Origin of the sequence: Alcanivorax sp. NBRC 102024 (assembly GCF_001602235.1) — a bacterium.
Lineage (GTDB): Bacteria > Pseudomonadota > Gammaproteobacteria > Pseudomonadales > Alcanivoracaceae > Alcanivorax.
Genome location: NZ_BDAS01000009.1, coordinates 128,275 through 154,959, shown reverse-complemented (window position 1 = coordinate 154,959; position 26,685 = coordinate 128,275). Strand labels below are relative to the sequence as shown.

Here is a 26,685-nt window from a genome sequence, read left to right as displayed (position 1 = left end):
AAGCTACAAGCTACAAGCTACAAGCTACAAGCTACAAGCTACAAGCTACAAGCTACAAGCTACAAGCTACAAGCTACAAGCTACAAGCTACAAGCTACAAGCTACAAGCTACAAGCTACAAGCTACAAGCTACACTGGTGGGATAAGGAAAGACTGGAAAGTTCCTCGTAGTCCGCAATTTCTACGAAGCCGCTGTAGGAGTACCTCTTGAGGTGCGAACCGCGCTTGCGCGGAAATCGCCCGCAGGGCGATCAGGAATCTCAGAGCTCGACAGGTTTCAGAAAGAACGGCGGACGACAATCCTTTCTTGCCTCGCTGCGCTCGGTTCGTCCCTCAAGAGGAACTCCTACCGACAGGCCCATAGCCTGGCTGCGCGAGAGACTATGGAAATTCATGAGGCACAGGGCCTTCTTCGCGTTGCAGCTTGCAGCGGCTGTTACCGTTCCATGCTACGCGGGAGAGGATGCCCTGCAAGTCGCAGCGCCAGGGAGGTGATGTACTGCCAGGGATCGCCTTTGGCCATGCCTTTCACGCACTGGTCGGCGCGAATGGCGCTGGACTGGGCGGCCTTCAGGTGTTGCGGGTTGAGGCGCTGGGCCTGGGCCTGCATGGCACGTACCCGCTGGGGGGGCAGGCGCGGTGGCGGGCCGCCGCTGAGCATGCCGTCGAGGATGCGGATGTCACGGCTCAGTGCCCATAGCAACACCGGCGGCTCCACGCCTTCGGCGCGAAGGGTCTGGATGATGTGCAACACGCGCTGGGCGTTGCCCTGGGCGGTGGCTTCGGTGAGATCGAAGGGCGAGTAACGGCTGGAATCGCCTACCGCCTGTTGTACGTCTTCCGGGCCTACCTGGCCGTCTTCCACCAGCAGAGTCAGTTTGTCCACTTCCTGGGCGGCGGCCAGCAGGTTGCCTTCGCTGCGTTCGATCAACAGGGCCAGGGCATCCTCCGTTGCGCTGAGTCCGCGGCTGGCCAAGCGGTCCTGCAGCCAGTTGCGCAGGCCGGCACCTTCCACCGGCCAGACTTCAATCACTGCGCCCACTTCGTCCAGGGCTTTCACCCAGGCGCTGTTCCAGTCCTTGCGGCGATCCAGTTTTGAGCAGCGGATCAGCAGCAGGGTGTCATCGCCGGGGCTGGCCAGAACATCGCGGAGAATCTGGCTGCCGGCCTTGTCCGGTCGCTTGTCGTTGAGCACCAGTTCCAGAATCCGGCGGCCACCGAACAGGCTCATGCTCTGGGATTCGTTGAGCAGGGCATTCCAGTCGATGCCGGTGTCGGAAGAGAAACGGTGACGCTCGTCAAAACCCTGATCCCGGGCGGCGCGGCGCAGGTCGTCAAGCAGCTCGCCCTGTTGCAGCGGCTCATCGCCGGCCACCAGGTAGGCGGGCAGTAACCGGTCGGCCAGATGTTTGCCAAGCTGCTCCGGGCGCAGGCGCATCAGTAGGTCTCCCAGCCCTCGGAGGCGGCGGCAATCTGGTTGATCAGCCGATAAGCCATATCCAGAAACAGGTCGTCACGGACCAGTTGCTCCTCGTCGGAGGAGGCGGTGGCGTTTTCCGGATACCAGGGGAGGTTACGCAGGGTCATCATGCGCGTTGGCGTGGTTAGCAGGGCACCACTCTTGCGGTCCTTGATATGCCAGCGCAGGGTGTAGCGAAGTTCGATTTCCGCCTGACGGCCCTGGGCATCCACCGCGGAAGTACGACGCATCCAGTCCTCATCATCAATGACCAGGATGTAAGGGGCTTCGCTATGTACCAGCACGCCCTGGTCTTCCAGTTCATCTTCCAGGGTGTAGCGCAGTTCCGTGGAGGCACCGCTTACCGTCAGGGTTTCCATGGAGGGTGTGCTGGTGGTGCCGCGCAGTTGCCAGCCGCAGGCACTGAGGGCAAGCCCCAGCACCATCAGCAGGATCACACGCGTTGTGGCGCGCAGGGTGGATGTCATAACCGCCTCTCAGTTGGCAACGATGTTGACCAGTTTACCCGGTACCACGATCACCTTGCGGATGGTTTTGCCGTCGGTGAATTTCTGCACATTGGGCTCGGCCTTGGCCAGGTTTTCCACGGTGTCCTTGTCGGCGCTGGCGGGCACCTCGAGCTTGGCGCGGACCTTGCCGTTCACCTGTACCACCAGTTCGATGCTGTCTTTCACCAGCGCGCTTTCGTCCACGTCCGGCCAGGCGGCATTGAGTACCGCTTCATCATGGCCCAGGGCCTGCCACAATGCATGACTGGCGTGGGGGGTGATGGGCGCCAGCACCAGTACGGCGGCTTCCAGGGCTTCGTGCTTCACGGCGGCGTCGCCATCGAATTTGCTGACGTCGTTGATCAGCTCCATCACTGCCGCAATGGCGGTGTTGAAGGTGTGACGCCGGCCAAAGTCGTCGCTGACTTTCTGAATGGTTTCGTGGGTCTTGCGACGTAGTGCCTTGGCATTGTCGTCCAGGCTGTCCACGTTCAGTGCACCCGGCAGGCCGGCTTCCACGTGTTCTGCCACCAGACGCCACAGGCGTTTGAGAAAGCGGAAAGCGCCTTCCACGCCAGAGTCGTTCCACTCCAGAGACTGCTCCGGGGGTGCCGCGAACATCATGAACAGGCGCACGGTGTCGGCACCGTATTCCTCGATCATTTCCTGCGGGTCCACGGTGTTGCCCTTGGACTTGGACATCTTGGCGCCGTCTTTGAGCACCATGCCCTGACAGAGCAGTTGCTTGAAGGGCTCGTCGGATTCCACCAGGCCGGTGTCGCGCAGCAGTTTGTGGAAGAAGCGCGAATAGAGCAGGTGCAGGATGGCGTGTTCAATGCCGCCCACGTATTGATCCACGGGCAGCCAGTAGTTGGCGGCCGCCGGGTCCAGCATGGCCTGGTCGTTCTGCGGGCAACAGTAACGGGCGTAGTACCAGCTGGACTCCATGAAGGTGTCGAAGGTGTCGGTTTCGCGCAGGGCGGGTTGACCGCCAAACGTGGTCTTGGCCCACTCCGGGTCAGCCTTGATGGGGCTCTTCACGCCGTCCATCTCCACCTCGGTGGGCAGCACCACCGGCAACTGGTCTTCCGGGGTGGGGTGCAGTTCGCCGTCTTCGGTTTCCACCATGGGGATGGGGGCACCCCAGTAGCGCTGACGGGAGACACCCCAGTCGCGCAGGCGATAATTCACTTTTTTCTCGCCCAGGTTGCGCTCGCTCAGCCAGGTGGCGATGGCGTCGAAGGCCTCGGCGGAGGTCTTGCCGGTGAATTCCCCGGAGTTCACCAGTTTGCCTTTTTCGGTGAAGGCTTCGCTGTCCAGATCGATGGACTCACCCTTGGCCGGTTCAATCACCTGCTTGATGGGCAGGCCGTATTTTTTGGCAAATTCGTAATCCCGCTGGTCGTGGGCGGGCACGGCCATGACCGCACCGGTGCCGTAGCTCATCAGCACGAAGTTGGCTACCCAGACCGGGACCTGTTCGCCGCTGATCGGGTGAGTCGCGGTGAGGCCGGTGTAGATGCCTTTCTTTTCCATGGTGGCCATATCGGCTTCGGCCACCTTGTTGTGCAGGCACTCTTCCACAAAGTCTGCCACTTCATGGTTGGCGGCAGCCGCTTTCTTCGCCAGCGGGTGCGCCGCCGCCACGGCCACGTAGCTCACCCCCATCAGGGTGTCCGGGCGGGTGGTGTAGACGCGCAGCGGCGCTTCGCCCTGAATGGCGAATTCCATTTCCACGCCTTCCGAGCGGCCGATCCAGTTGCGCTGCATGGTCTTGACCTGTTCCGGCCAGCCATCCAGCTGGTCCAGGTCTTTCAGCAATTCATCGGCGTAGTCGGTGATCTTGATGAACCACTGGGGAATCTCTTTCTGTTCCACCAGGGCGCCGGAGCGCCAGCCGCGGCCGTCGATCACCTGCTCGTTGGCCAGTACGGTCTGATCGATCGGGTCCCAGTTCACGGTGGACATCTTGCGATACACCAGCCCCTTCTCGTAGAGCCTGGTGAAGAACCACTGTTCCCAGCGATAGTATTCCGGCGTGCAGGTGGCCAGCTCACGATCCCAGTCGTAACCGAAGCCCAGGCGCTGCAGTTGGCCGCGCATGTAGTCGATGTTCTCGAAGGTCCACTTGGCCGGCGCCACCTTGTTCTTGATGGCGGCGTTCTCGGCGGGCAGGCCGAAGGCGTCCCAGCCCATGGGCTGCAGTACATTCTTGCCCAGCATGCGCTGGTAACGGCTGATCACATCGCCGATGCTGTAATTGCGCACGTGGCCCATGTGCAGTCGCCCGGACGGGTAGGGGAACATGCTCAGGCAATAGAACTTTTCCTTGCCGGCCTCTTCGGTGACCTTGAAGCTTTGGTTATCCTCCCAGTACTGCTGGGCTTGGGCTTCGACTTGATCGGGGCGATACTGTGCGTCCATCGGCTCTCTACTGATCAAAAAAATACGGGAACATCGCGGTTGCGAAGGGGACATAGGATACATGAGCTTAGCCCGGATTTCTCACCGGTCTGCACCCGAAACGTGTCGGCTGGGTAATCATCGCGAGCGGGAGTGCCCATGGCGCTGACCTACCTGGTACTGCTGGTGCTGGTGGGGGGTACCTTGCCGGCCGTGGTCCGCAGTCTGCTGCCCCCGCTGCCACGACGCATTACGGGTATTACTCCCCAGGCGGTGGTGGTGCTGGGTGCCGGGCGGCGCCAGCGCAATGGCCAGTTTTCCCTGACCACCCGTGGTCTGAGACGGTTACAGTTGGCGGCGGAACTGGCCCACGAGCATGGCTTGCCGCTGCTGGTCAGCGGTGGCATCAGCGGCACGCCCCATGCGGATGATGAACCCACTGAGGCCCAGCTGATGGCCGAGCTGGTGCGCCGGCGCTGGCCAACCATGACAGTGCTGGAGGAAGGGGAAAGCCGTAATACCTGGGAAAATGCCGTGCACTGCGGCGAGTTACTGGGGCAGCGCGGCATCGACGAGATCATCCTGGTCAGTGACCGGTCCCATCTGCCCAGGGCATTGCTGTGTTTCCAGAGCCAGGGGGTGATGGCTCAGGCCGCCTGGCGCAAGCGGCTGCCAAAACAGGAATGGGTGCCTTCCGCCGGGGCCTTATCCATGGTGCCGGAGATCTGGTACGAGTGGCTGGCGCTGGTGTGGTATCACCTGCGGTATCTTTAGGGGGACGCAGGCGATTGGCGGCAAGCTGCGGAGGTAGTTGCGAGGTACGAGTTGCGAGGAGCGAAAGGCGATACGGGTTTGCATTTCGCAACTCGCAACTCGCTGAATGTCTGTTGTCAGTGTGTCCTAGGGTGAGGTGTCGGGCTCCTCCTCCCGCAAACTCTCCGGCGCCAGCACTTCCATGGCCTGATAGTGACTCAGATATACCCTGCCGGTAAGCACCTTCTGAAAGTCAGTTTTTATCAGCATGTCCATCACAGGACCCTTTACGTTGGAGAGGTTCAGGGTCACGCCGGCGTCCTTCAATCGTTCGTTCAGTCTTTCCAGACTTTCCACGGCGCTGGCATCCAGATGGTTGATGCCGGAGCAATGCAGCACCACATGCTGAATCTGCGGGTGGGCCTGGGCCTCGTCGTAGATACGGTCTTCCAGGGTGCGGGCATTGCCAAAATAGAGGGATTCATCCACCCGGATGGAGAGCACGGCCTCGGTGAGCTGGACGCTGTGCCGATCCATGTTGCGAAAATGATGGGTGCCGGGAATCCGGCCCAGTTCGGCCACGTGGGGCTGACTGGTACGCCACATGAACAGCGCCACGGACAGCACCACTCCCAGCAATAATCCGCTTTGCACATTGATCAGCAGCACCCCGACCAGGGTGGCGGCCATGGCCAGGGCATCCGGTCGGCTGAAGGCCCACAGGTGTCTCAGCTCCGACAGATTGATCAGTGGCAGAATGCCAACCACGATGATGGCCGCCAGGGAGGCCAGTGGCAGCAGCTGGAACCATCCGGTAAAGAACAGCGCCACCAGGGCAATGCCGATACCGGTGAGCAGGCCGGCCATGGGTGTGCGGGCGCCGGCCTGGTAATTCACCGTGGTGCGAGAAAAACTGCCGGTCACAGCAAAGGCACCGGAGAGGCCGCTGCCGATGTTGGCCAGTCCCAGCCCCATCAATTCCCGGTTGGCATCGACCCGTTCGCGACGTTTGGCGGCCAGGGCCTGGGCCAGGGAAATGGATTCCACAAAGCCGATCAACGCCAGCAATGCGGCCGGGGTTATCAGGTCCTGCCAGTGCATGGGGTCCAGCCCGGGCAGGGAAAAATGGGGGAGCCCTGCAGGGATGGAGCCGACCACGGCAAGACCATGGCTATCCAGCGACAGGGATGCGGTGAGCAGCATGGTGACCAGCACGGCCACAATCGGTCCGCACTTGCTGATAAAGGCCACCAGCCAGCCGGGCAGCCGGGTGCCCTCGAGGGGGGCGGCCAGGTATTTCGGGATCAGCAGGCAGGCAATGGCGATCAGGCTGATGCCCAGTGTCAGCCAGTGGGTCTGCGGCAGCTGTTGCCCCAGTGTCTGCGCCAGGGTCAACAGCTCCTCCCCGGAGGCATCGATGCGCAACAGGTGCTTGAGCTGACTGGCGGCGATGAGAATGGCGCAGCCGCTGATGAAACCGGTGATCACCGGGTGGCTGAGCAGGTTGGTGAGCCAGCCCAGCCGCAATATGGCCATGGCCACCAGAAACAGCCCGGACAGCAGCCCCATGCCGATGGCCGCCTGGATAAACAGTTGCGGGTCGCCCTGGGCCAGGGTGCCGGCGGCGGACGCGGTGATCAGCGAGGTAAGGGCGGCGGGGCCCACGGACAGGGTGCGGCTGGTGCCGAACAGGGCGTAGAGAATCAGCGGCAGGATGCTGGCATAGAGGCCGGTTTGCGGCGGCATGCCGGCGAGCATGGCGTAGGCCAGGCCCTGGGGAACCAGCAGGATGGTGACAATGATGGCGGCCAGTACATCCCCGGCCGCCAGCTCGCGGTTGTAGGTGGCGAGCCAGTCACTGGCCGGCAGCCAGCGGAACCGGCGGCCGGCATCGTCCACAGCTACTGGCCCCGGCGCTGGTCGAGCCGGCCGGCAAGCTGGCTCAGGTCATAGCCGGCCTGTTCGGCGGTGGCCAGGATGCTGGCGTTGTCCTGCTCGTCCGCCTGGGTCAGGGCCCACAGGGTGGTGCAGCGGGTGCCGGTGCGGCAGAAGGCCAGTACCGGTTGCTCTGCCAGGGACACGATGGCGTCAAAGCCGTCGATGTCCACGTCGGTGATGTTATTGCCCACCACCGGCTGATGGGCGTACTCGAGGCCGGCGGCTTCTGCGGCGGCGGCCAGCTCGGCGCTGCTGGGCTGGTCCTCACTTTCGCCATCCGGTCGGTTGTTGAGGATGGTCTTGAAGCCGGCGCTGGCCAGCTCGGCCATGTCTTCAGGCTGCAGTTGCGGGGCCACAGACAGGCTCTCGGTAAGGCGATTGATGGTAGCCATGAAAACTCCTTGCGAATGAACGCTCAGCTTAACCTTGTCAGACAGGGCTGCAAGGGGGAGCGGGATTTTCCTCGATGCTTTCCGGGGCCAGAGTACGCATGGCCTGATATTGGGTGAGAAAGATCTGACCGGTCAGTAATGCCGGCAGGGTGGTGTGCTGCAACTGGTCCATGACCGGCCCCTTGATTTCGGAAAGGTGCAGACGGATACCGGCATCATCCAGCCGCTGATTGAGGCTCAACAGGCTATCCACGGCACTGGCGTCCAGGTGATTGATGGCGGTGCCTATCAGTACCACGTGTTCCGTTTGCGGACGCAGCAGGGCGGCATCGTAGATCCGGTCTTCCAGGCCGCGGGCGTTGGCAAAATACAGGGACTCGTCGATACGTATGCTCAACACCCGGGGAGAAACGCGCACCTGGTGGCGCTGCACATTACGGAAATGCTCGGTGCCGGGCACCTGGCCTACTTCGGCCACATGGGGTTGATTGGTTCGCCACAGATAAAGTGCCAGGGAGGTGATCACCCCGGCCAGCACCCCGGCTTCCACACCCCAACCCAGTACCCCCACCATGGTGATGGCCATGGCGGTGAAATCCAGCCGGGAGAAATGCCAGGTGTGTTTCAGTGCCGGCAGGTCCACCAGTGATAGCACCGCCACCACGATAGTGGCGGCCAGGGTGGCCTTGGGTAGATAAGTGAAGGCGCCGGTCAGGAACAGGGCGGTCAGGGCAATGCCCATGGCGGTGAATACGCCGGCCATGGGCGTGCGGGCGCCAGCATCGAAATTTACCACGGAACGGGAGAAGCCCCCGGTCACCGGGAAGCCCCCGCTGAAGGCGCTGGCCAGGTTGGCGCCGCCCAGTCCCATCAATTCCTGATTGGCGTTGATGCGCTGGCGACGCTTGGCTGCCAGGGTCTGTGCCACGGAGATGGATTCCACAAAGCCGATCAGGCTGATCAGCAGAGCGGGCAGCAATAACGCCTGCCAGAGGCCGGCATCAAATACAGGTAATGACAATGCGGGCAGGCCTTCGGGAATGTGACCGACAATAGCCATGCCGCCGCTATCCAGTTCCAGCATGGCCACGGCCAGTGTGGAGCCGAGTACGGCGATGACAGGTCCTGCTTTGCTCACCAGGTCGGACCAGAAGGCATTGAAACCGAGTTTTTGCAGCAAGGGCTTGAGCGCCTTGCGCACCCAGAACAGGAAGGCTGTCACCAGCGCACCGAGTACCACGGTAGGCCAATGGGTTTGGGGAAAATACTGTGTTAGCGATCGGCCAAGCTCCACCAGGTTATGGCCCGACAAGGGAATGCCCAGCAGATGCTTGAGCTGACTGGCGGCAATCAGCAGGCCGGAGGCACTGATAAAGCCGCTCACCACTGGGTGCGATAACAGATTGGCAATCCAGCCCAGTCGAAGCAAGGCCATCACCATAAGAATGGTGCCGGACAGAAAAGCCAGAATGACAGTGGCTGCCAGGTATTGTTGACTGCCGGCCGTGGCTACCTGACTGGCTGCAGCAACGGTCATCAGCGAGGCTACCGCCACCGGGCCCACCGCCAGGGTACGGCTGGAACCGAGCAGGGCATAGACAACCAGTGGCAGGATGCTGGCGTAGAGACCGACTTCCGGCGGCAGCCCGGCGAGCATGGCATAGGCCAGGCTCTGGGGAATGAGCATGATGGTGACGATCACCGCTGCCACGCTATCCCGGGCAGCGGTCTCGCGGTTGTAGTGGGGCAGCCACTGGGCGGCGCCCAACCAGGTGGGCAGTTTCATCTTGCCATCCCTTGTTGTGTCACGCCTCAGAGCTTCCCTGGCCTGGCCAGCCACTCATGGCCCTTTAGCATCAGCTCGAAGTAGATTTTTGGCATGGCATGACGTTTCAGCCACCACATACTGCTGCGCGGTACTGTGGGGTCGAGCGGGAAGCTGGGTTGCAGTTTGCCCTGATAGCCAAATTCGGCCAGCACGACCTTGCCTTTTTCCACGGTCAGCGGGCAGGCGCCATAGCCTTCATAGCGGGCGGTCGGCGCTCGATTCTCCAACGCAGCGCAAAGATTTTCCGCGACAACCGGCGCCTGCTTGCGCACGGCAGCAGCGGTTTTGGCATTGCTGGCGCCGCAGGCATCGCCCAGGCTGAATACATTGGCAAAACGGGGGTGCTGCAGGGTGGCTTCGTCCACGGCGACCCAGCCGGTCTCGTTGGCCAGCTCACTGTCGCGCACAAACCGTGGGGCCCGTTGTGGTGGGACCACATGCAGCATGTCGAAGGCCTCGGTGTGCTCGGTGCTGATGCCATCGCCATTGGTGCGCCGGAAGGTGGCTTCGCGGGCAGGGCCATCCACCGCGATCAAGGTGCTGCTGAAATTCAGGTTGGCCTTGTAGCGCTTCACATATTCCATCAGCGGCGGCACAAAATCCGCCACGCCGAACAGTACGGCGCCGGCATTGTGGAACTGCACATCAATGTTGCCCAGGGTGCCGGTGTTTTCCCAGTGATGACAGGACAGGTACATGGCCTTCTGTGGCGCCCCGGCGCACTTTATGGGCATGGGCGGCTGGGTGAAAAGCGCCCGGCCACGTTTCAGTTGTTGCACGCATTCCCAGGTGTAGGGCGCCAGTTCAAACAGATAGTTGCTGGTCACACCATGCTTGCCAAGGCTGTTTTCCAGACCCGCTATGGCGCCAAGATTCAGCTCCAGACCCGGTGCCACTACCAGAAACTGGTAGCTCAGGGACTGGCCATCTTCCAGGGTTACCTGATTGTGTTCCGGCTGCAGGCTGGTAACACGGGTGCGCAACCACTTGGCTCCGTTGGGAATCAATTTGCCGGTGGCTTTGCAGGTATTGGCCGGGTTGAAACAACCGCCACCCACCAGGGTCCAGGCGGGCTGGTAAAAGTGCCGGTCATTGGGCTCCACGATGGCCACGGACAGGTGCGGCTTGCGCTTGAGGAGGCTGGCCGCCGCCGCAATGCCGGCAGCACCGCCGCCGATCACAACTACGTCCCACAGAGTCGGTGTCATGGTCATTGCCTCTTACAGTGCGTTCAGCGGAATTTTCAGGTAGCTAACGCCATTGTCTTCCTCGGGAGGCAGGTGGCCGGCGCGCATATTGATCTGCACCGAAGGCAGAATCAGCCGCGGCATATCCAGGGTGGCATCGCGTTTTTCGCGCATGCTGACGAACTCCTCCTCGGAAACGCCTTCGTGCACGTGGATATTGTCGCGACGCTGGTCGCCCACGGTGGTTTCCCACTGATATTCGCTACGGTTTTCCGGCAGATAGTCGTGGCAGAGATACATGCGGGTGTCGTCCGGCAGGGCCAGCAGCTTCTGCACGGACTGGTACAGGGTGCGGGCATCACCGCCGGGGAAGTCACAGCGGGCGGTGCCATAGTCCGGCATGAACAGGGTGTCGCCCACAAACACTGCATCGCCGATCACATGGCTCATGCAGGCCGGAGTATGCCCAGGGGTGTGAATGGCCCGCGCCTCAATGTTGCCGACCTGGTAGGTGTCCCCATCGGCAAACAGGTGATCGAACTGGCGGCCGTCTCGGGCGAACTCGGTGCCGGCGTTGAAGACCTTGCCGAAGGTGTCCTGCACGGTACGGATATGTTCACCGATCGCCAGCTTGCCGCCGACCTGTTCCTGAATCCAGGGTGCCGCGGAAAGATGATCCGCATGGACATGGGTTTCCAGCAGCCATTCCACGGTGAGCGCTTCCTGTTTGACGTAGGCCACGATCTGGCTGGCACTGTCATGGCGGGTGCGCCCGGCTTTGGGGTCGTAGTCCAGCACGGAATCCACAATGGCGCAGCGCCGGGTCTGCGGGTCCGTGACAACGTAGCTGACGGTGTTGGTGTCGTTATCGAAAAAGGCTTTGACGGTTGGGCGAGACATGCCAGTTCCCTCCTGTGGCTGGGTAGCATTCAGGCACAGTTATAGGAGGGAAGCAGGCAAAAGTCAAATTTGGAATAAGCTTATATTAAAAGGTTATATAGTGGTCTTTTTTTCCTTCCTTTCCAGAATGGCAGGCAATAACAACAGCACCGAGAGCACCAGCCAGGGCCAGACACCCAGCGCCATAAAGGGGGTAATGCCGGTGCGTGGCTGGTAGTGGCTGTACAGCACGTCACGCTCGAATTGGGGCAGGGCATCCACAATCCGGCCCTGATGGTCGATGACGGCAGTGACGCCATTGTTGGTGCCACGAAGCAGCCAGCGGCCGGTTTCCAGGGCCCGCAGACGGGCCATCTGGAAATGCTGGAGCGGCCCGGCGGAGGTGCCGAACCAGGCGTCGTTGCTGATGGTCACCAGCACATCCGCATCGTGGCTGCGGCTGGCCACCAGTTGCGGATAGAGAATTTCGTAGCAGATAAACGGCGCCACGGTATGGCCCAGCACCTGCAGGTTGGGCTGGGCCGGATCGCCCGGCGTAAAGCCGGACATGGGCAGATCGAAGAAGGGGATCAGGCCGCGTATCAGCGATTGCAGGGGAACGTATTCGCCAAAGGGCACCAGCTTCTGTTTGTGGTAGACCCGTTCACTGCCGGTGTTGCCATCATGCAAGGGGATGGCGGCAATACTATTGCGGTAGGTAATGCCGGTATCGCTGACGGTGCGCCAGGGAATGCCGGTAATCAGGGCGCCATTGCGGTCTGCCAGTTGTGCGCCCTCGTCTTCAATAAAGTCGGTGATGCTCTGGTAGAACTCGGTCATGGCCGATTCCGGCCATAACACCAGGGTGTCCCCGGGAATCTCCCGGGTCAGTTCATGGTAGATACGTCGCGTCTCGCCGCGCATGGAAATCTGCCACTTCAGATCCTGGGGGATATTGCCCTGCACCAGCGCCACTTTCTGGTCCGGGCCGTCGGCATGGGTAAAGGTCAGAAAATGCGCGGCCGTGGCGGTGATCAGAACCAGCGCGGACAGGCCGGCGGCAACCCAGCGGAGCGCGCCCGGCTGGCGGAGCTGGATCAGGGTGGCACTGATCAGCACCGTGGCCAGGGTCAGCAGCCAGACCCCGCCCAGCGGCGCCAGGCTGGCCAGGGGAGTATCGATAAGTGCATAGCCGGCATACAGCCAGGGGAAGCCCGTCAGCAGCCAGCCACGCAGCCAGTCCAGCAGTAGCCAGACGCCGCTGAATACCAGTGCCGAGCGCCCCAGACGCCAGCTCAGGGAAAATGTCAGGCCGTAGAAGAGGGCCAGAAAGGCGGCGAAAATTGCCGTAAAGGGAATCGCCATCCATAGCGGCATGTAGCCATAGTCGTTCATGGACACATGCACCCAGGAGACACCGAAGCCGAACATGCCCAGGCCGTAGAGCCAGCCGCGCAGGAAGGCTTCCTTGCCGGAGCCGGCCTGCTGCTGACACCAGAAGCCGGCGGCCACACTGACAAACAGCAGTGGCCACAGGTCATAGGGGGCGAAGGCAAGCGGGAATAGCAGGCCGGCAATCAGGGCCAGCAGACGGTGACGCATGGAATTCCTCGTTTCAGGGTGGCGAGCAGGCCGTCTGGCCAATACGGCTAGAGTCCCTACAAAAATACGAATAAAGTATCAATCACAACCTATAATCAATCTTGCCCTGCCTGCGGATCAAGGCGGGGCGCCAGTGGTGGGCAACCATGGTTGCTGTGCCACCTTGTGAATGCTTGGGGGCATCATAGTGAAACACTATTGCAAGTACCATCCGGGGACGGAGGCGCTATGGTATTGCAGCCATGATGGACTGCACTTGTGTCAGCAATGTGTGGAGAGCCGGGAAGGTAGCCTGACAGAGGCCCGTTGTCTGCTCTGCAACCAGGAGCTGCACAGCACCGCGCAGGGTCAGGCTGGGCCGTTGTGGCGACAACTGGACCGGTACCTGCGTTACCCGTTCGCCCCATTGCTGTTGCCGGTGCTGCTGGTATGGGCGTTGCTGGCCGCGTTGGTGCCACCCTTGCCGGTGCTGGTCCCGGTGGCTCTGTTGGGGGGCTTGCCGGCCTGGGGATTTGGCCGGGCGGTGATGGCATTGCGCAGTCACCCCGGCAAAGCACGCAAAATCGCTGTGCCGGGGTGGGACTGCCTGTCTGATATGGCAGGCTGGAGGGCGGCAATGCTGCAGGCATTGCCGGCGTTGATGGTGATGGTGCCCGCCGGCTTCATGCTGGTGTGGGTATCGGTGTCTGCAGGCTTGCTGATCGGTGCGCTGGGCTTGTTTCTGGTGCCGGCCTTCTGGCTGGCGATCCAGGTCCAGGGGGCGCAGCCCGGATCCTTTGCGGCAGCGTTGACCTACATCTTCTCGGCGCCCCGGGATTATCTGGTCGCCGGGTTGTTGGCCTCTGTGGGTTGGTTGCTGGGGGTGGCGTTGGTGGCAGTGGCCGTGGATGTGATGCCGCTGTCGTTGGCCCAGGGGGTAGCGGGTGCGCTGGCTGCCCTCTGGTGGCTGGCGCTGGCTTGCCTGTGCGGCGATATCCTGGCCCGTCATGGTCGCCTCTGGGGGCTGGATCAAGGTGTAAGGAAAGCCAGTGCACCGCTGGAAGAGCGGCGTCAATGGGTGCAGCTTTGTGCCGGCCGCTTCGACAAAGTGCTATTGAGTACGGGCAAAAGCCTGACGCATAAAGGCGCCACGGTGGCAGACTGGCAACGCTATGATCGCCTGCTGGAAATCACCGGCCGGGAGGATGAACGCCGCAGCCAGGCACCGGCCTATCTGGAAAAAATGGTGCTTGCTTCTGCCTGGTCCGAGGCGCTGGTGTTACTGTCTCGTGAGCGGGAAATTACCCCCGGCTGGCTGCCCGCATCACCGTCCCTGCGTCTGGCTCTGGCCCGGGGTATTCACGAGCAGGCGCCGAAAATGGCGGTGGCGTTACTCAAGGATCTTCACGACCGACACCCTGACTTCAGCGAGTTGGGCGACGCCTATCTGTTACTGGCGAAGATCCTGGCCGAGCAATTCGGGCTTGCCGGCAAGGCGGAACAGTATCTGCGTTTTGTGGAAAGCCAGTGCCGGGATGCAAAGCTGCGCAAGCAGGTGGCGGACTACCGCGCGGCGTGGGCGTAGGGCTACGAGCGACGCGCGTTGGATAGAAAAAGGGCCGAGAGTTGATCAAGCTCCGAGCCTTCTTCGAAGCCGCTGTAGGAACGGAGCGCAGCGGAGTAACGCACGTTGTGCAGTGCGGCCCGAAGGGTGAGCGAAGCGAATAATACCTCTTGAGGTGCGAACCGCGCGTGCGCGGAAATCGACCGCAGGGCGATCAGGAATCTCAGGGTTCGACAGGTTTCAGAAGGAATGGAGGATCGATTTCAATCTTTGCCGACTCGCTACGCGCGGTTCGCATGTCGCAGATCCCCCTTGGGGGCAAGCATAGCTCCTACATAAAGGAGAAAACCTCGCCAAGGCTCGAATCGCGCCGCAAGCGACGCTGCTACAGCCTTTGGTCGCGGGTATGGCGCTGTTGCGGTGCTTCCCGCGTTCCCGCTATGGCTCAAGCGCCTTGGCCCGGTGCCCCAATCCTTCCCGAAGTAACGCCTCGCGCAATGCCTGCAGGGCCGGTTTGCGAGTGTCGTGGTGATCCAGGCTGGCGGCCAGGGCTTCTGCCTGGGCAAATTCTCCGGCCCGGGTCAGGGTGGTTACCAGGGGCCAGCCGATGGCGGCGGGCAACGTCGGTCCCTGTTGCTGGCGGAACTGTTGCCAGTGGCCGGCGACCTGTTGAGGTTGGCCCTTTTCGGTGGCCGGGTGGGCAAACAGGCGATGGGCCGTGTGGAGCCAGTCGTTGCTGTGCTGGCCCATGCGGTGGGCAGTGAACAGGCCGGTGAGGGCGTCAAAGTGATCCGGGTGTCGCTCAATCACCTGCTGAAAGGCGTCAATGGCCGCCGCCGGCTGGAGGCTGCCCAGGGCCTCCCAGCCGCGTTGCAGGGTTTGCTGATCCTGCGGGTCCGGCATGACGATCTCGATGTCTTGAGCCGGTTCTGCCGGGCGCATGATCTGCACCAACAGAATGCCGCCGCCAAGAGCCAGCATGCCGGCGGCCAGGTAGGCCGTGGCGGGCTCGCTTTGCCAGGCCTGCAGGACGAGCAAGGCCAGTGGAATGATCGCCAGTGCGGCGGTGGGCAGGGCGATCGCGGGCCATGCCCTGCCGGGCACCGGAAAGGATAATCGGGTGCGCCAGCCCTGCAGTCCGAGGAAGGCTCCATACCAGACCATCAGGGCAGGGGTGGCGCCATGAAACGGCGTTTGCCCGGCCCGGGCCAGCATCAGGTAGCCGGCTCCAGCCAGCAGGCAGCCCAGCAACCACAGTGTCAGCACCCGGCCATGACCCAGGGTCCGTTCCAGAGAGGATGCCAGTGGCATCAGCGCGAGGAGGGTCAGAGCGGTCAGCCACAGGGGGCCGCCGGTGAAGGGGGCGGTGAAGAAGCGGGCCGGACGGGGGCTGCTGTCTGCCAGTCCCCAGCGATACAGGTTGCTGGCGGCGAGCTGACCGGGTACCTGCTGGCGCAGGGCGGACCAGGTGTCTCTCTGGGCCGGCGACCAGAAATCCCGGGCACGCTGTTCACTGTCGGTGACGAAGGCGGGGGAGAGCATCGCGGCGCTGAATGCATGGACATCACCGGCGGCCAGCTGCTGTTCCAGTTGACCGGCGAGTTTGCCCTGGCCATTGAAGCGCAGCCAGGACAGGTAGTTATTCCATTCCAGGGTCTGCAGGCCACTGTGTTGATACCAGCCGAGGGCAGGCTGGGGCGTTTTCGCCGGGTTCAGCAGCGCGCCCAGCAGAAGGGCAACCACAATGGCAGCCACCACCCAGGGCGCGTTTGCCAGCATGGCGATGGAGTCAGCTTTCGACCTCGGTGGTAGTGGCATCGTGGTTTTCCCCCGGCGGTGTCACCCGCAGCAATCTTATTGTTCTGCCGTCGGCGCTGAGCACGGTGAAGAGGTAACCATCCAGTTCGACGCTTTCATCGCGGCCCGGTAGTCGACCGAATTTCTGCATCACCAACCCGCCGATGGTATCGAATTCCTCATCGCTGAACTGACAGCGGAAGTGCTCGTTGAAATCATCGATGGGGGTCAGTGCCTTGACGGTGTATTCGTGGTTGTCGAGATCCTTGATCAGGTAATCTTCTTCTTCCACGTCGTGCTCGTCTTCAATCTCTCCGACGATCTGTTCCAGGACATCTTCAATGGTCACCAGCCCGGCCACGCCGCCATATTCATTGACCACTATCGCCATGTGATTGCGGCTGATACGGAATTCACGAAGCAGCGAATCGAGCCGTTTGGATTCCGGTACTACCATAGCAGAGCGGATGTGGTCCTTGATGGAGAAACGGTCCATACGGGCCGGTTCCAGGATCAGCGGTAGCAAATCCTTGGCCAGCAGGATGCCGATCACTTCGTCCGGGTCGTCGCCCAGGACCGGGAAACGGGAGTGGGCACAGTCGATAATGGTGGGCAGGAAATCCCGTGGGTCGGAGCTGGCCTTGATGCTGACCATCTGGGAGCGGGGAATCATGATTTCGCGCACCTGCATGTCCGCCACACAGACTGCGCCTTCGATAATCCCCAGGGTGTCCCCGTCAATAATGTGGGAATCGCGCATGGAGCGCATCAGGTCCAGCAGTTCGTTCCGGTCTCCGGGTGTGGAGGAGAAAAACTGGCCGACACGCTCCAACCAACTTCGGCTGGTACCGTTATCCGAATAGTCGTCCGACATCAGGGGTGAAGCTCCGTATTGTTCTCAAGGTGGTAAGGGTCGGCAAAACCCTGTTCATTCAGGGCGCGGATTTCCATGGCTTCCATGATCTGCGCGTCGTCGTCGTCAATATGATCGTAGCCCAGCAGGTGCAGTACACCGTGGGTCACCATGTGGGCCCAGTGGGCTTCCAGTGTCTTGTTCTGTTCCATGGCCTCCCGCCGCACTACCGGGGCACAGAGAATGATGTCGCCGAGCAGGGGCTCCATGGCATCTTCCGGCAGCCCTTCGGGCATTTCAAACGGGAAGGACAGCACATTGGTGGGTTTGTCCTTGTCGCGGTATTCCCGGTTGAGGGTGCGAATTTCGTCCTCATCGACGATGCGCAGGGTGATGTCGCCCACCACGCCGCCGGCTGTCTGGGCAGCGTGGCGCACCCAGTCGCATAACCGGGATTCGTCGGGGGCGTCCGGGGCGTCGCTGGCCCACTGGATATCAACGCTGGGTGTCGGTATCCCGTTCATGGCGGTCGTAGGCCTCTACAATACGTTGTACCAGCGGGTGGCGAACCACATCGCGGCTGTCGAAACGGGTCACGCCGATCCCTTTCACCCCGTCCAGGACTTCCAGGGTATTCACCAGGCCGGAGCGCTGGTGGCGGGGCAGGTCCACCTGGGTCACATCCCCGGTGATGACGGCGCGGGTGCCAAAGCCGATTCGGGTGAGGAACATCTTCATTTGTTCCGGGGTGGTGTTCTGTGCTTCGTCAAGAATCACGAAACTGTTGTTCAGGGTGCGCCCGCGCATGTAGGCCAGCGGAGCCACCTCGATCACCATCCGGTCCATCAACTTGGCCACGGTTTCAAAGCCAAGCATTTCATAAAGGGCGTCATACAGTGGACGCAGATAGGGGTCGATCTTTTCCGCCAGGTCACCGGGCAGAAAACCCAGTTTCTCACCGGCTTCCACCGCCGGGCGTACCAGGAGAATGCGCTGGACTTCCGCTTTTTCCAGCGCGTCCACCGCGCAGGCCACCGCCAGCCAGGTCTTGCCGGTACCGGCCGGGCCGATGCCGAAATTGATGTCGTATTTGCGGACCTGTTTGACGTATTCGCGCTGGTGGGCACCGCGGGGCTTGATGCGCACTCGCTTGGTGCGGATCACCACCTCGTCACTGGGAAACGCCACGGTGTTGCCGGTGTGTTTTCCGGAAGCATGGTCGGCCACATTGGACTGCTGCAGATGCAGGTGCACCATCTCCGGAGTCAGCTCGGTGCCATCCCCGGTCTGCGCATACAGCTCACTGAGAATCGCCCCGGCAGCTTCCACGGAGGTGGCCGGTCCGGCCAGATGAAACTGGTTACCACGATTGTGGATATCCACATGCAGGCGTTGGGCAATCTGCTTGATGTGCTCGTCCAGGTGGCCGCAGAGACTGGCCAGGCGACGGGAATCGTTGGGTTCGAGGCTGATATGCTGGGAAGCGAGTGGTGTGTCCAAGATGGAAAACGTGGCCCCTTGGGCTGTTGCAGAGAGTTTCAGAATACCCCGAAGCGCGTTGTCGGGGAAGAAAAATCACCCGCGCAGCCTAGCCTTGTAGGGTGGCGGGTCGCAAGGGTTGATGGCGGCATGTCGGACAACCGGTCGCGCCGTGTTTTCTGAACGGGATACACTTTAATCGAGAATCATTACCTGCTGTTACATCCATCTCTCTGCGTTGGCGGTATCCGAAACAGGACCTGATTGTCCTGACTGGCCGGCGGCACGCCGGTATCGCTATCCAAGGAGAGATGACATGAATGTGAAAGGCAAAGGTTTGCTGTGGCTGTCGCCACTGGCCGTTGCAGTGACGCTGGCAGCCTGTGGGGGCAATGGCAGTGATCGCTCCCTGATCAATTCCCCCGATGTGGCCCAGGGGCCTGCATTGCTGGTGATGCACAATGGTGCTGCCAACGCCGGTCAAATCGACCGCCTGAATGCGGATCTGGAAGTGCAGGCCACCTTCAATGCGGACGCCAATGAAGGTATCGCGCTGGATCTGTTGGGCAATCTCTATGCCGCCAACGACAGTAGTGGGGCGCCCAGTACCCTGCAGGTCCTTCATCAACTGGCAGAACGGACCGACGGCTCGGCCCCGGTTGCCACTCTGGATCGCAGTGTCCCGGCACCGGGTTCCATGACACTGAAAGGGATCGCCATTGCCCATCAGGCCGGCCTGGTCATGGCTGCCAATATCGGCGGTAACAGCGTTGAAGTCTACGGCACCGCTGCCGGTGGCAATGCCGCGCCGCTTGCCTCCACGGCCCTGTCGGGCAATACCTGGGATCTCGCCTATGATGAGGCGGCGGATCGTCTCTTCCTGGCCATGACCAATGGCACTGTCATCGTGGTGGATGATTATGTGGCAGGGGGCTTTATGGCGACGCCGGCCCGTGTGATCACGCCGGATTCGGCCGGTATGGTTTCCAATCTGCACGGGATCGCCTACCAGGCTGACTCGGACACCCTGGTGGTCAGCGATGTGGGTGATGCGGCGGTAGCGGATGATGGCCGCCTGTACGTGATTGAAGAGGCCTCCACGGCCGAGGGCACGGTGACGCCTGCACGGACCCTGGCCGGCCCGGCAACCAAGCTGGGCAATCCGGTGGATCTGGTGCTGGATGACAGCACGGTGTACATCGCGGAAAAATCCAACGACGCCATTCTGGTTTACCGGAATGTGTTTTCCGGTGACTCCGGCGATATCGCGCCGACCAGGGTGGTCGACAGCATCAAGCCCGAATCCCTGGCCATTATTGTTGAACCGGCCTTGCAACCGGACCTGTCCGATATCGATAGCACCGGCACGACCTTCACCGGGGTTGCGGTGACCAGCAATCCCCCGGCCGCCCCGGGTGACCCGGATGTGGTGGTACTGGATCTGGACCTTGGCGCCATGCAGCGAGGCTTTTCCACCACGCAGGATCGTGAAAGCCTGGCATTCAACCAGATGGGCGACGCCTACATTACCTATGATTCCGGACTTGCCGTGATCAATCGTCTGGCCACGGGTCGCGATGGCGAGACCTTCACGCTCAGCCGTGACCGGCTGATTGAGGGGGCCGGCACCGGGCTGATGGCGCCGAAAGGATTTGATGTGGCCGATGCCCTTGGCTGGGTGCTGGTGACTGACAATGGCAACCCGTCTGTCAGAGTGTTCGGTGCCCAGGCCGACGGCGATGTGGCGCCCCTGTTTACCACCACGCTCAGCGTGGCGCCCTGGGATCTGGATTATGACCCGGAGGCTGACCGGCTGTACGTGGCGCTCACCGACGGTACGGTGGCGGTATTCGACAGTTACAGCACGGCCCGTGGCAGTGCCGGCCCGGATCGGCTGATTACGCCTGCAGAAGGGGGCGTGGCATTTGCTGCTCCGACCAACCTGCATGGCATCATCCATGTGGCAGAGACCGACCAGCTGATCCTGTCGGATGTGGGCAGCGGTGCCAATCCCACCGATGGCAAGTTGTATGTGCTGGATAACGGTTCAACCGCTGACGGTATCACCGATGTCACCGTGAATATCGATAACGGCGACAACAATTCCGTGGGTAGTACCCTGCTGGGTAACCCGGTGGATATCGCCTTTGATGGCCAGCACCTGTACGTGGCGGAGAAATCCCAGAGTGTGGTGCTGCGCTTCGATAATATCCTCAGTGCTGCCAGTGGCGACGTGGCACCGTCGCAAACCTGGAATCAGTCGTCACCGGAATCGGTGTCCCTGATTACGGATTCTCTTGGTCGCGCTCCGGAGTAACGTCTGGGGACCGTATTCCGGTCCCCTTGTCCCGGGCCGCTTCGGCGGCCCGGTCTTCTTCTTGACACATTTTTCTCGCACTCTGGTGAATGATCTTCACCTAGTCTTTCATCAGGGATGTTGCTTCATGGACGATTCGCGCGCTGAGTTGGAGCAGGGAGATGCCCTGGTGCAGGCCTGTGCCCGGGGCGATCGTCGAGCTTTCCATCAGCTTTACGTCAACGAGGCACCGCGCATGCTGGCGCTGGCCCGTCGATTTACCGGGGATGCGTCCCTGGCAGAAGATGCGCTTCAGGATACCTTTGTCCAGGTCTGGAAAAATGCCGGACGTTTCCGTAGTCAACGTGGCAGCGCGCGGACCTGGCTGTTCGGGCTGTTGCGTTATCGTTTGATCAATCAGCATCACCGGTCCCGCCGGGAAGCCTTCGAGCCCCTGCCGGGTGACCAGTGGCCGGACCCGGGCCCGTCTCCGGAGCAATGCTCCCTGGAGAATGACCAACGCCGTGCCATCATCGATTGTTTGCAGACCCTGCAAATGGATCGCCGGCGTCCCATTCTGATGGCGTTTTATCAGGGGTTCACCTACGAGCAAATTGCCGACACCCTGGCCGTCCCCCTGGGCACGATCAAGAGCCGTGTTCGCTCCGGGCTGAAAGGATTGCAGGAGTGCCTGCGATTATGATTCCCCGCGATTCCCAGGAGCGGCAATTGTTGATTGCCGAGCATGTTCTCGGGCTGCTTTCCCCCGAGCAGGCCGCCGAGGTGGAGCGCTGGCTGGAGCAGGATGACGACGCCGCCCAGCTGGCCAGCCACTGGCAGGCCCACTGGCTGGGCGCAGCCGAGTTGCTGGAGCCGGAACCGCTGCCCCCTGGATTATGGCAGCGTATCGAACGACAAACCGCTGAAGTGGCCACACGCCGTCGTCCGGTCTGGCAGGCGCTCTGGCAAAGCCCGTCGCTGTGGCGAACGGTCAGTGCCGGCCTGTTGGTGGCAGTGGTTCTGTTGCTGGGGCCGCTACGGGTTCCGGCACCGGTGTATACCGTGGTGTTACAGGCTCCGGGGGAGGCGGCGAGTCCGGGTTGGCGAATCACCGTTTCTGACCGGGGTGACTTGCAGCTGACGCCGCTGGCAGACAGCGAGTACCCGGTGGATCGCAGTGTTCAGTTCTGGACCCTGGCGGATCCCGCTCAAGGGCCTCGCTCTCTGGGTCTGGTGAATCCTGGCCAGCCTCTGGTCCTGCCTGCCAGCCGGGTGGGGGACGTGGAAAGCGGTCAGCTGTTCGAACTGACGCTGGAACCGCCGGGTGGTTCCCCTGCTGATCGACCCACCGGCCCGGTTCTGTTTATCGGCCGAGCGGTGGCGCTTTAGCGCGGCGTGAGGGGCAACCCGGCCTCAGCCCGGGTTGCGCGGGTCGCTGCCCAGCAGGGAGTTGCTGTAGGCCTGGGCGATGGTGATGTCCACGAATTTGCCGATCAGATCGGTGTCATCGCTGCGGAAGTTCACCACTCGATTGTTTTCGGTACGCCCTTTCAACTGGCCCGGGTCTTTCTTGGAAAAACCGTCAACCAGAATGCGCTGGGTACTGCCCACCATCTTGCGGGAAATGTCCTGCACGTTCTGGTTGATGCGCTGCTGCAGGATGGCCAGGCGCTGTTTTTTCACGTCCAGGGGCACGTCATCAGGCAGGTCTGCCGCCGGGGTACCCGGACGGGCGCTGTAGATGAAGCTGAAAGACATATCGAAGCCGATGTCGTGGATCAGATTCATGGTGTCCTCGAAGTCCCGGTCGGTTTCTCCCGGGAAGCCGATGATGAAATCGGAGCTGAACGAGATGTCCGGGCGGATACGCTTGAGCTTGCGCAGCTTGCTCTTGTATTCCAGCACCATGTGGTTGCGTTTCATCATGGCCAGGATACGGTCGGAGCCGGACTGCACCGGCAGGTGCAGGTGGCTGACCAGTTCCGGCACGTCCTCATAGACCTGGATCAGCGAATCGGAAAACTCCACCGGGTGGCTGGTGGTGTAGCGGATGCGATCGATGCCGTCGATGTCGCGGATCAGCCGGATCAGGTCAGCCAGGTCCAGGGTGTCACCATCAGCGCCGACCCCCCGGTAGGCATTCACATTCTGGCCCAGCAGGTTGACCTCGCGGACCCCCATTTCCGCCAGATGCTCGATCTCCTGGAGCACCGGCTGCACCGGGCGGCTCACTTCCTCGCCACGGGTATAGGGCACCACGCAGAAGGTACAGTACTTGGAGCAGCCTTCCATGATGGATACAAAGGCGCTGGGGCCATCCACGCTGGGTTCTGGCAGGTTGTCGAACTTTTCCACTTCCGGAAAGGTCACATCGATGGCCAGTTTTCGGGTGGTGGCGGCCTGGGTAATGAGGCCGGGCAGACGATGCAGGGTCTGTGGACCGAATACCACGTCCACGTAGGGGGCCCGGTCACGGATGGCATCGCCTTCCTGACTGGCGACGCAGCCACCGACCGCGATCACCATGTCCGGCTTGGCATCCTTGAGCTTTTTCCAGCGACCCAGCTGGTGAAACACCTTTTCCTGGGCTTTTTCCCGGATCGAACAGGTGTTGAGCAGCAATACGTCCGCTTCTTCCGGATTGTCGGTGGGCTCCAGGCCATGGCTGGATTCGAGCAGGTCCACCATGCGGGTGGAGTCGTACTCGTTCATCTGGCAGCCGTGGGTCTGAATAAAAAGCTTGCGTGCCAAGGGGCACCTCCATCATTGGGTTGTCAGCCGCTTTGGCTTGCCTAACCCTCGAATAGCGTCAAAATGGGCGCGGATTATACCAACCGGAGAGATCATGCGAAAACTGCCGTACCTTCTACCGTATCTCCTGCCTCTGCTACTGGCCTTTCTGCTGGCCGGCTGTGGCAAGCAGGAAAGTGACTTGCCTGTGAATACCCGGCTGGGGGGTGAGTTTACACTGACTGACCAGAACGGCGAGCCTTTCAGTCAGGCAGCGCTCAACGGTAAGGTAACGATCCTGTTTTTTGGCTACACCCACTGTCCGGATATCTGCCCGGCGGTATTGGCCCGGGTCGCCCAGGTGTACCGGCAGCTGCAAGAAGCCGGGGAGGCGGATCAGGTCCAGCCGGTCTTCATCACTTTTGATCCAGAGCGTGATACGGCAGCGCATCTTAAGGAATACCTGCCCTGGTTCAAGGCGAACATCATCGGCCTCACCGGCAGTCTGGAGGAGATCCGCCAGGTGGCCAAACAGTACGGCGTGGTGTTCATCAAGGATCAGCAAGAACAGGATTATCTGTTCACCCACAGTGACTATATTTACCTGCTGGACGACCAGGGTCGGGTGCGCAAACTGTACCCGGCGGATTTCACGATTGATGAGGTGGTAAAAGATGCCAAGAGCCTGCTTTAAATTCGCCCTGGTGGCAGCGGTGCTTGCCCTTGCGGTGCCTGCCCACGCGGAGCTGACCTTCAGCGACCCCTGGCTGCGTGCAGTGCCCCCGGTTTCGCCGGCCATGGCGGGGTATGTGACCCTGAACAATGACGGGGAGGAGCCCGTGACCATCACCGGCGTGAGTACCCCGGCCGCCGGTCACACCATGCTGCATGACATGGAAAGTACCGGTGATGGCAGTCGCCGGATGGTGCATCTACACCACCTGGAAATCCCGGCGAGAGAGAGTGTCAGCCTGGCGCCGGGAGGCAAGCACCTGATGCTGATGAAGCTCACCGAGGTGCCGGCCCCCGGAGAAACGGTGGAGATCTGTTTTCACCTGAAAGGCGGGAAAGATGCCTGCACTGGCTTCCCGGTTATACGCCAGTCCCAAACTGACGGTTGAACCGGGTTCCGTTTTGCGGATAATCCCATGCTTTATTCGTAGTTTTTGCATAACCGGAACGACTATAAAAGCATGGGGAACCTATGAAAAAGGCATTATCCGCGATGCTGGGTGCCACCCTGAGTGCAAGCCCACTCTGGGCCCAGACTCCGGAAAGTGATCTCCAGCAGCGGCTGCTGGATTATGAGCAGCGCCTGGAACAGCTCGAAAAACAACAATTCGACAATACCCTGGACGATGCCGCAGACCGGATCCGCATCAACGGCTTCCTGTCCGCCGGCGTGTCCCGGGCGGAGCTGGAGACGACCTCGGGCTCTGCCAGCTATATCGATGGCGCCGATGACACCTGGAGCCATGATTCCCTGACCCGTGCCGGGGTCCAGTTCAACGCCAGGCTCAGCGACCGGGCAGAGGCCGTGGTTCAGCTGTTTGCGTCCGGCGCTGACGAATTCAATGCGGAATTGCAGTGGGCCTATCTGGATTACCAGTTCAGTGACGCTGTCAGCGTGAAAGCCGGGCGCATCGTGGCGCCGTTCTACATGCACTCCCAATACATCGATGTGGGCTATGCCTACCCGTGGGTCAGCCTGCCCGCGGAGGTGTATCAGCTGGCACCGGTAAAAACCATGGAGGCGGTGGAGGCTTCCTGGCGTTTTACCACCGGGCCGGTTTCGCATCGCCTTTCCGGGTTCTGGGGATCCAGTACCGTGGACGGGGGAGACCGTGTGGCCAACGCCCAGTTTCAGGCCGACGATCTGAGCGGCCTGAACTTCACCAGCTACTGGCGTAACTGGACGCTGAGAGCGGCCTACAGTGCCGCGGATGTGTCAGTCAGCCAGGATGATCTGGCAGCCGCCGGTGTCCCCCCGGTCCTGGGCCTGTCCTTTGATGAGGTGTACACCTATTTTGCCGGCCTGGGCCTGCAATACGATGATGGCAGCTGGTTCTTTTCCGCAGAAAAAGCGCGACTGGATTTTGGCAACTGGTATCCCAGCAGCGAGAGCGGCTACGTCACCGTCGGCAAATATCTCGGCAAATGGATGCCCATGGTGACCTGGGCCGAAGTGAATCCCCGTGATCTGGATCGCAGCCTTCCCGCTGCCCTGAATAACGGTCTGGCAGAGCAGCAGAAAAGCTGGACTGGCGGTTTGCGCTACTCCCTCAGTGAGGCCATCGCCCTGAAAGGGGAAGTCAGCTACTACTACGATTTTTCCGATAGTGAGGTAAGCACTTCCGGTTTCTTTGTTACCGAGGGTGCACCGCTTGAGGATGACCACGCCACAGTGATTCGTCTCAGTGCCGATCTGGTTTTTTAAGGAGGAATGATCATGAAAAGAATAATGTTCTCATTGCTCCTGATGCTGGCAACCACCGTTCAGGCGGACCCGGTGGTGGTGGTGTCTGCCAACAGCAGTCTTGGGGCGCTGACACAGGATGAAGTCCGGCAGATCTTCAATGGCCAGGCCCGTCGGGTTTCCGGTGTCTCGGTGAAGCCGCTGGATTTGCCATCGCGAGGCGACGCCCGGGAGGCGTTTTACCAGCAGGTGCTCGGCAAGAGTGCGGAGCAGATGAAAAGCTACTGGGCACGAATGATTTTTACCGGCCGGGGCATGCCGCCCAGGGAAGTCTCCAGTGAACAGGAGATGGTTATGCTGGTAGGCAGTAACCGGAATTTTGTTGGCTACCTGGATGCCTCACAGGTAACCCCGGACCTGAAGGTGGTGTTCCGGCCCTGACGTTTTCTGTTGTTGTTCACAGACCCCTTGCCCGCCTCATCGGCGGGCTTTTTTTATGGTCGTATCCGCCCCGGGCTCAGTGGCACCCTACGCTATTGGCGGCGGTCAGGGGTTTACAGTCGGGGCCCTGTTATCCGGAAGAAACTCCGGGGCAAGCCAGCGCCAAAATGACAGAGATCC

The 26,685-nt window shown here is 61.3% G+C and carries 23 protein-coding genes; 9 read left to right on the top strand and 14 right to left on the bottom strand.

The features are described from left to right. Positions 1 to 436: 436 nt before the first annotated feature. Genes holA through leuS form a run of 3 tightly spaced genes read right to left on the bottom strand, consistent with a single transcriptional unit; the run spans position 437 to position 4,392 of the window. Positions 437 to 1,438 (bottom strand): DNA polymerase III subunit delta, encoded by a 1,002-nt coding sequence (gene holA, locus A0251_RS14085; protein ID WP_062817476.1) that lies wholly within the window; start codon positions 1,436 to 1,438, stop codon positions 437 to 439. Next, positions 1,438 to 1,947, bottom strand: a complete 510-nt coding sequence (lptE, locus tag A0251_RS14080; protein ID WP_062817475.1) for an LPS assembly lipoprotein LptE — start codon at positions 1,945 to 1,947, stop codon at positions 1,438 to 1,440. Before lptE ends, holA begins: the two co-directional genes overlap by 1 nt. Positions 1,948 to 1,956: 9 nt before the next feature. Beyond that, entirely contained in the window at positions 1,957 to 4,392 is a 2,436-nt protein-coding gene (gene leuS / locus A0251_RS14075) for a leucine--tRNA ligase (RefSeq protein ID WP_062817474.1), read from the bottom strand. A 138-nt stretch (positions 4,393 to 4,530) separates the two neighbouring features. Between leuS and A0251_RS14070 the strand changes: the two genes are divergently transcribed. Further along, positions 4,531 to 5,145 carry a YdcF family protein gene (locus tag A0251_RS14070; RefSeq protein WP_062817473.1) on the top strand — a complete coding sequence of 205 codons (615 nt, stop codon included), beginning with the start codon at positions 4,531 to 4,533 and terminating at the stop codon, positions 5,143 to 5,145. A 126-nt stretch (positions 5,146 to 5,271) separates the two neighbouring features. Here the strand turns inward: A0251_RS14070 and A0251_RS14065 are convergent, their stop codons facing one another. The 6 genes from A0251_RS14065 to lnt form a co-directional block, all read right to left on the bottom strand. Next, positions 5,272 to 7,023, bottom strand: coding sequence for a SulP family inorganic anion transporter (locus A0251_RS14065; protein ID WP_062817472.1), 1,752 nt, complete (start codon positions 7,021 to 7,023; stop codon positions 5,272 to 5,274). 2 nt (positions 7,024 to 7,025) lie between these two features. Further along, positions 7,026 to 7,454, bottom strand: coding sequence for a TIGR01244 family sulfur transferase (locus A0251_RS14060; RefSeq protein ID WP_062817471.1), 429 nt, complete (start codon positions 7,452 to 7,454; stop codon positions 7,026 to 7,028). 37 nt (positions 7,455 to 7,491) lie between these two features. Continuing rightward, positions 7,492 to 9,240, bottom strand: coding sequence for a SulP family inorganic anion transporter (locus tag A0251_RS14055; RefSeq protein ID WP_062817470.1), 1,749 nt, complete (start codon positions 9,238 to 9,240; stop codon positions 7,492 to 7,494). Positions 9,241 to 9,266: 26 nt separating this feature from the next. Beyond that, positions 9,267 to 10,490 carry an FAD/NAD(P)-binding oxidoreductase gene (locus A0251_RS14050; RefSeq protein WP_231874244.1) on the bottom strand — a complete coding sequence of 408 codons (1,224 nt, stop codon included), beginning with the start codon at positions 10,488 to 10,490 and terminating at the stop codon, positions 9,267 to 9,269. A gap of 12 nt (positions 10,491 to 10,502) precedes the next feature. After that, complete coding sequence (locus A0251_RS14045; protein WP_062817468.1) at positions 10,503 to 11,369, bottom strand: MBL fold metallo-hydrolase; 867 nt, start codon at positions 11,367 to 11,369, stop codon at positions 10,503 to 10,505. 93 nt (positions 11,370 to 11,462) lie between these two features. Next, positions 11,463 to 12,950, bottom strand: a complete 1,488-nt coding sequence (gene lnt / locus A0251_RS14040) for an apolipoprotein N-acyltransferase (RefSeq protein ID WP_062817467.1) — start codon at positions 12,948 to 12,950, stop codon at positions 11,463 to 11,465. Between the two features lie 256 nt (positions 12,951 to 13,206). Between lnt and A0251_RS14035 the strand changes: the two genes are divergently transcribed. Further along, the gene (locus A0251_RS14035; RefSeq protein ID WP_231874243.1) at positions 13,207 to 14,514 is read left to right on the top strand and encodes a hypothetical protein; all 1,308 of its coding nucleotides are present in this window, start codon (positions 13,207 to 13,209) and stop codon (positions 14,512 to 14,514) included. Positions 14,515 to 14,931: 417 nt separating this feature from the next. Here the strand turns inward: A0251_RS14035 and A0251_RS14030 are convergent, their stop codons facing one another. Genes A0251_RS14030 through A0251_RS14015 form a run of 4 tightly spaced genes read right to left on the bottom strand, consistent with a single transcriptional unit; the run spans position 14,932 to position 18,643 of the window. Continuing rightward, positions 14,932 to 16,311 (bottom strand): rhomboid family intramembrane serine protease, encoded by a 1,380-nt coding sequence (locus tag A0251_RS14030; protein ID WP_062817466.1) that lies wholly within the window; start codon positions 16,309 to 16,311, stop codon positions 14,932 to 14,934. Continuing rightward, positions 16,283 to 17,164: an HlyC/CorC family transporter gene (locus A0251_RS14025; protein ID WP_062817465.1), complete on the bottom strand. Its 882-nt coding sequence runs from the start codon at positions 17,162 to 17,164 to the stop codon at positions 16,283 to 16,285. The genes A0251_RS14030 and A0251_RS14025 overlap by 29 nt, the downstream gene beginning before the upstream one ends. Then, on the bottom strand, positions 17,164 to 17,667 hold the full coding sequence (gene ybeY, locus A0251_RS14020; RefSeq protein ID WP_062817464.1) for an rRNA maturation RNase YbeY: 504 nt from the start codon (positions 17,665 to 17,667) through the stop codon (positions 17,164 to 17,166). Before ybeY ends, A0251_RS14025 begins: the two co-directional genes overlap by 1 nt. Continuing rightward, positions 17,639 to 18,643 carry a PhoH family protein gene (locus tag A0251_RS14015; RefSeq protein WP_062817463.1) on the bottom strand — a complete coding sequence of 335 codons (1,005 nt, stop codon included), beginning with the start codon at positions 18,641 to 18,643 and terminating at the stop codon, positions 17,639 to 17,641. The genes ybeY and A0251_RS14015 overlap by 29 nt, the downstream gene beginning before the upstream one ends. A 295-nt stretch (positions 18,644 to 18,938) precedes the next feature. On the opposite strand from A0251_RS14015, the gene A0251_RS14010 reads away from it, so the two are divergent. From A0251_RS14010 to A0251_RS14000, 3 genes are all read left to right on the top strand, one after another. Further along, positions 18,939 to 20,939 (top strand): hypothetical protein, encoded by a 2,001-nt coding sequence (locus A0251_RS14010; protein ID WP_062817462.1) that lies wholly within the window; start codon positions 18,939 to 18,941, stop codon positions 20,937 to 20,939. A gap of 127 nt (positions 20,940 to 21,066) precedes the next feature. Further along, complete coding sequence (locus tag A0251_RS14005; RefSeq protein ID WP_062817461.1) at positions 21,067 to 21,621, top strand: RNA polymerase sigma factor; 555 nt, start codon at positions 21,067 to 21,069, stop codon at positions 21,619 to 21,621. Next, on the top strand, positions 21,606 to 22,307 hold the full coding sequence (locus A0251_RS14000; protein ID WP_197461941.1) for an anti-sigma factor domain-containing protein: 702 nt from the start codon (positions 21,606 to 21,608) through the stop codon (positions 22,305 to 22,307). The genes A0251_RS14005 and A0251_RS14000 overlap by 16 nt, the downstream gene beginning before the upstream one ends. A gap of 24 nt (positions 22,308 to 22,331) precedes the next feature. On the opposite strand, the gene miaB is transcribed toward A0251_RS14000, so the two are convergent. Further along, entirely contained in the window at positions 22,332 to 23,669 is a 1,338-nt protein-coding gene (miaB, locus tag A0251_RS13995; RefSeq protein ID WP_062817459.1) for a tRNA (N6-isopentenyl adenosine(37)-C2)-methylthiotransferase MiaB, read from the bottom strand. 94 nt (positions 23,670 to 23,763) lie between these two features. Between miaB and A0251_RS13990 the strand changes: the two genes are divergently transcribed. The 4 genes from A0251_RS13990 to A0251_RS13975 all read left to right on the top strand — a co-directional run bounded on the left by A0251_RS13990 (position 23,764) and on the right by A0251_RS13975 (position 26,505). Next, the gene (locus A0251_RS13990) at positions 23,764 to 24,342 is read left to right on the top strand and encodes an SCO family protein (RefSeq protein WP_062817458.1); all 579 of its coding nucleotides are present in this window, start codon (positions 23,764 to 23,766) and stop codon (positions 24,340 to 24,342) included. Beyond that, positions 24,323 to 24,769: a copper chaperone PCu(A)C gene (locus A0251_RS13985; RefSeq protein ID WP_062817457.1), complete on the top strand. Its 447-nt coding sequence runs from the start codon at positions 24,323 to 24,325 to the stop codon at positions 24,767 to 24,769. The genes A0251_RS13990 and A0251_RS13985 overlap by 20 nt, the downstream gene beginning before the upstream one ends. Positions 24,770 to 24,852: 83 nt before the next feature. Beyond that, a complete protein-coding gene (locus tag A0251_RS13980; protein ID WP_062817456.1) occupies positions 24,853 to 26,085 on the top strand; it encodes a hypothetical protein in 1,233 nt (410 codons plus the stop codon). Between the two features lie 12 nt (positions 26,086 to 26,097). Further along, positions 26,098 to 26,505 carry a hypothetical protein gene (locus tag A0251_RS13975; RefSeq protein ID WP_231874242.1) on the top strand — a complete coding sequence of 136 codons (408 nt, stop codon included), beginning with the start codon at positions 26,098 to 26,100 and terminating at the stop codon, positions 26,503 to 26,505. Positions 26,506 to 26,685: the final 180 nt, after the last annotated feature.

Excerpts from the sequence above, each read along its gene's own strand:
- A0251_RS13975 (WP_231874242.1), top strand. The coding sequence starts at position 26,098 with ATGAAAAGAATAATGTTCTCATTGCTCCTGATGCTGGCAACCACCGTT.
- A0251_RS14070 (WP_062817473.1), top strand. The coding sequence starts at position 4,531 with ATGGCGCTGACCTACCTGGTACTGCTGGTGCTGGTGGGGGGTACCTTG.
- A0251_RS14025 (WP_062817465.1), bottom strand. The coding sequence starts at position 17,164 with ATGTCGGACGACTATTCGGATAACGGTACCAGCCGAAGTTGGTTGGAG.
- ybeY (WP_062817464.1), bottom strand. The coding sequence starts at position 17,667 with ATGAACGGGATACCGACACCCAGCGTTGATATCCAGTGGGCCAGCGAC.
- lptE (WP_062817475.1), bottom strand. The coding sequence starts at position 1,947 with ATGACATCCACCCTGCGCGCCACAACGCGTGTGATCCTGCTGATGGTG.
- A0251_RS14010 (WP_062817462.1), top strand. The coding sequence starts at position 18,939 with ATGAATGTGAAAGGCAAAGGTTTGCTGTGGCTGTCGCCACTGGCCGTT.
- leuS (WP_062817474.1), bottom strand. The coding sequence starts at position 4,392 with ATGGACGCACAGTATCGCCCCGATCAAGTCGAAGCCCAAGCCCAGCAG.
- A0251_RS14030 (WP_062817466.1), bottom strand. The coding sequence starts at position 16,311 with ATGCCACTACCACCGAGGTCGAAAGCTGACTCCATCGCCATGCTGGCA.
- A0251_RS13985 (WP_062817457.1), top strand. The coding sequence starts at position 24,323 with ATGCCAAGAGCCTGCTTTAAATTCGCCCTGGTGGCAGCGGTGCTTGCC.
- A0251_RS14055 (WP_062817470.1), bottom strand. The coding sequence starts at position 9,240 with ATGAAACTGCCCACCTGGTTGGGCGCCGCCCAGTGGCTGCCCCACTAC.
- holA (WP_062817476.1), bottom strand. The coding sequence starts at position 1,438 with ATGCGCCTGCGCCCGGAGCAGCTTGGCAAACATCTGGCCGACCGGTTA.
- A0251_RS13980 (WP_062817456.1), top strand. The coding sequence starts at position 24,853 with ATGAAAAAGGCATTATCCGCGATGCTGGGTGCCACCCTGAGTGCAAGC.
- A0251_RS14045 (WP_062817468.1), bottom strand. The coding sequence starts at position 11,369 with ATGTCTCGCCCAACCGTCAAAGCCTTTTTCGATAACGACACCAACACC.
- A0251_RS14005 (WP_062817461.1), top strand. The coding sequence starts at position 21,067 with ATGGACGATTCGCGCGCTGAGTTGGAGCAGGGAGATGCCCTGGTGCAG.
- A0251_RS14060 (WP_062817471.1), bottom strand. The coding sequence starts at position 7,454 with ATGGCTACCATCAATCGCCTTACCGAGAGCCTGTCTGTGGCCCCGCAA.
- A0251_RS14050 (WP_231874244.1), bottom strand. The coding sequence starts at position 10,490 with ATGACACCGACTCTGTGGGACGTAGTTGTGATCGGCGGCGGTGCTGCC.
- lnt (WP_062817467.1), bottom strand. The coding sequence starts at position 12,950 with ATGCGTCACCGTCTGCTGGCCCTGATTGCCGGCCTGCTATTCCCGCTT.
- A0251_RS13990 (WP_062817458.1), top strand. The coding sequence starts at position 23,764 with ATGCGAAAACTGCCGTACCTTCTACCGTATCTCCTGCCTCTGCTACTG.